Genomic DNA, 3056 nt, shown 5'->3' with positions numbered 1-3056 from the left:
GATCGCGGGGTCCCGCCGGGCCACCGCGGCGGCCGGATGCACCCGGTCGCCCGGACACCGCCGCGGAGCACCGCCGCCGTCAGGCCACCGGCCCGGGCGGCCCCCCGGACGTGCGTGACCGCGCCGCACGGCTCAGCGGCGAGATCCCGATCGTCCCCCGGCCCGCGCGGTCGGCCGGGAAGGGCCCGGAGACCGCGGCCGCAGAGGCTGCCGGCGCCCGCACCACCGCCGTCGCCGCGCCCGGGCCGGACGCCGTGCGGACCACCCGCACGCGCGCACGCGCCGGCTCCGTGGAGTCCACCACCGTCGCCGCGCCCGCCCGGCAGGAGCCCCCGGCCGGGTCCGCCGCCGGGTCCGCGGCGGGGTGGGACACCGCGCGCGAGGGCAGGCGCCCCGCCGGGAAGTCCACCGGGAAGAAGCCCGCCGGGAAGAATCTCTTCCCCCGCTCGCCCGGACGGGACGGAACGGACCCCGCCCGTTCCTCGCTGGCGGCCGCGCTCGGGCTGACCGCCGCCTCCACCGCGCTGCCGGGCAGCGGTCACCTCGCCATGCGCCGGCGGCGCACCGGCGGGCTGATCCTGGGCGTGCTGCTGACCGTCGTGGCCGTGCTCGTCGTCCTGGTACTGGCCGTACGACGGTCCACGCTGCTGCAGAACCTGCTCTCCACCAGCGCTCTGACCGGTCTGGCGATCGCGCTGATCGTCGGTGGCATCGGCTGGATCGCCGTGGTCGCCCGCACCTACGCGCTGGCCCGGCCACGCAACCTGACACTGAGCAAGAAGATCATCGGGACCGGCACGGCGGCGCTGCTGTGCCTCACCGTGGCCGTCCCGTTCGGCTACGGCGTCGAGCTCCTCAACTCGCAACGGAGCCTGCTGAACTCGCTGTTCAAGGGCGGCGGGACGGACGCCGCGACGGCGTTGGGCAAGCCGCGCCTGAACGTCCTGCTGCTGGGCAGCGACGCAGGCCCGGACCGCGCCGGGACCCGGACCGACTCGATGATGCTCTCCAGCATCGACACCACCACCGGCCGGACCACGCTGTTCAGCCTGCCGCGCAACATCCAGCGTGCCCAGTTCCCGCCGGGCTCGCCGATGGCCGAGAAGTTCCCCGACGGCTTCCACGACCCGTCGCAGCCGCTGTCCGGGGACTACCTGCTCAACGCCGTCTACGCATACGGCGAGCGGGACCCCTCGGTCGCGCCGTCCGGGCCGACCCCCTTCCCCGGCGTCAACCTGCTGCAGTCCTCGATCTCGTACATGACCGGCCTGCCGATCGACTACTACCTCGAGGTCAACATGGCCGGGTTCTCGTCGATGATCGACGCGGTCGGCGGGGTGACGGTGAACGTCGGCTCCGAGCCGGTCCCGATCGGCGGCGTGACCGCAGGCGGCACCTACGTCAAGCCGGACGGCTACATCCAGCCCGGTATCCAGAACCTCAGCGGCACCGAGGCGCTCTGGTTCGCCCGCTCGCGCCGCAACGGCACCGACTACCAGCGGATGGGCCGTCAACGCTGCCTGATCCAGGCCGTGATCAACGAGAAGAGCCCGGCCGAGCTGCTGACCCGGTTCCAGGCGATCGCGGCCGCGACCAAGGACACCGTCTACACCGACATGCCCCAGCAGGTGCTGCCCGCGCTCGCCGTCCTGGCCGACGACGGGTTCCGGCTGGAGAGCATCGCGTTCGACCCGACGCTGCCGGACCCGAACGCCTCCAGCGGCCAGTTCGACACGGCGAACCCGGACGTCAGCTACATGCAGGAGGTCGCGCAGAAGGCGATCGCGGACCCGCCCCCGCCACCGGGGGCGGCCGCCCCCGCAGCACCCGCGCCGTCGACGTCAGCGTCCCCGTCGAGCTCGGAGTCCTCGTCCGAGGAGCCCTCCACGTCGGCGAGCCCGACGCCGGCCCCGTCGGCGGCGCCGGTGTCGGTCCAGGACGCGTGCGCGGGCGTCTCGGCCGCCCCCGCCCCCGGTACCGCGGGCGACGAGTCGGACAGCGAGTCCGGCAGCGGCTCCGGCACCGGCACGGTGGGCGGGATCACCGGGCTGCCCTCGGCCACGCTCAACCGCAGCACCGGGGGCTGAGCGTCGGCGGACCGGCCCGGAGATCCCGGTGACCCCGCCTGTCCACCGGGGCCGGGGAGCCGCACAATGTGCCGATGCGGATCACCCTCGCCCAGCTCGACTCCCGCCTCGGTGACGTCGACGCCAACGTCGACCGCGCCGAGAAGGTGATCACCGATGCCGCCGCGGACGGCTCGGACATCGTCGTGTTCCCGGAGCTGTTCCTGTCCGGGTTCGGCGTCGGGGAGGTCGACGAGGACGTCTCGATGACCCTGGACGACGAGCGACTGGGCCGGCTGGCCGACAAGACGCCCGGCGGCGTGCTGCTCTCGTTCCCGGAGGCCCAGGCGCACGGCCTGCACACCTACAACAGCGCCGCCTACTTCGAGGGCGGGCAGCTGGTGCACGTGCACCGCAAGCTCTACCTGCCGAACTACTCGATCTTCGAGGAGCGCAAGCACTTCCTGCCCGGGCAGACCTCGCGGGCGTTCCCGGTGCGCGGCGGGCGGCACCGCGCGGCCACCCTGATCTGCAACGACGCGTGGCAGCCGCAGCTGGCGTTCCTGGCCACCCAGGACGGCGCGATGGTCATGCTGGTGCCCGCGGCCAGCGCGCAGTCGATGTTCCCGGAGCGCTACGACAGCCGCGACTACTGGCGCGGCATCACCCAGTTCTTCGGCCGGATGTACCAGCTCTACGTGGTGTTCGTGAACCGCGTCGGCGACGAGGGCAAGCTGCGGTTCTGGGGCGGCAGCCACGTCGTGGACCCGTGGGGCGAGGTCGTCGCCGAGTGCGTGGAGAACGAGGAGCACGTGCTCAACGTCGACATCGACATCAACCAGGTCCGCCGCCGCCGCCGCGACATCCCCCTGGTCCGCGAGGCGCGCCTGGGCCTGATCCGCCGAGAGGTGGACCGCCTCCTGGACGAGGGCGGCGACCTCTGACCCCACACCCACACCCCCACCCCTCACGTTGTGGAGCCCTGACGCG

2 protein-coding genes are annotated in these 3056 nt (G+C 73.4%); both read left to right on the top strand.

Going from position 1 to position 3056, the window contains the following annotated elements:
• Nucleotides 1-2087 (top strand): LCP family protein (locus tag I4I78_RS31510; RefSeq protein ID WP_218615159.1); only part of this gene is annotated, 2087 nt, incomplete at its 5' end.
• 74 nt (nucleotides 2088-2161) lie between these two features.
• The gene (locus tag I4I78_RS31505) at nucleotides 2162-3010 is read left to right on the top strand and encodes a nitrilase-related carbon-nitrogen hydrolase (RefSeq protein WP_218615158.1); all 849 of its coding nucleotides are present in this window, start codon (nucleotides 2162-2164) and stop codon (nucleotides 3008-3010) included.
• Nucleotides 3011-3056: the final 46 nt, after the last annotated feature.

Origin of the sequence: Pseudonocardia sp. KRD291 (assembly GCF_019263595.1) — a bacterium.
Classification (GTDB): domain Bacteria; phylum Actinomycetota; class Actinomycetes; order Mycobacteriales; family Pseudonocardiaceae; genus Pseudonocardia.
Note: the sequence above shows the minus strand (reverse complement) of the source record. Positions and strands in the feature narration are given on the sequence as shown.

What these genes read in the sequence shown, in the direction of transcription:
- I4I78_RS31505 (WP_218615158.1), top strand. Translation starts at nt 2,162, where the DNA reads ATGCGGATCACCCTCGCCCAGCTCGACTCCCGCCTCGGTGACGTCGAC.